We start from the raw sequence: 248 nt of genomic DNA on the forward strand, positions 1-248 counted from the left end.
GTCCGACCGTTGGTGTTGCCCTCCATCATTTCCGGTGTAATGATAGGAACGACTCTTGTCATTTCATCATCCTCAGGAAAGATCAGCTTGTCTTCATGCAAGCGTTCTGGAAATAGGCAGGTCTCCAAATCTTCAAGCATTTCTCTTGCTGAAGAGTAGCGGAGAAACGGATCTTTGACGAGCGCCTTGAAAATGACGTTTTCCACGCTTTGCGGGATTGCCGGGTTTACGGTACGCGGCTCGGGCAG

General features: G+C 50.0%; 1 pseudogene. It reads right to left on the reverse strand.

What is annotated here, in order from left to right:
• Positions 1-248: pseudogene (locus SB773_RS33810) on the reverse strand (Stk1 family PASTA domain-containing Ser/Thr kinase); the annotation flags it as partial.

This window comes from Bacillus sp. SIMBA_074 (genome assembly GCF_046534555.1).
Classification (GTDB): domain Bacteria; phylum Bacillota; class Bacilli; order Bacillales; family Bacillaceae_G; genus Bacillus_A; species Bacillus_A mycoides.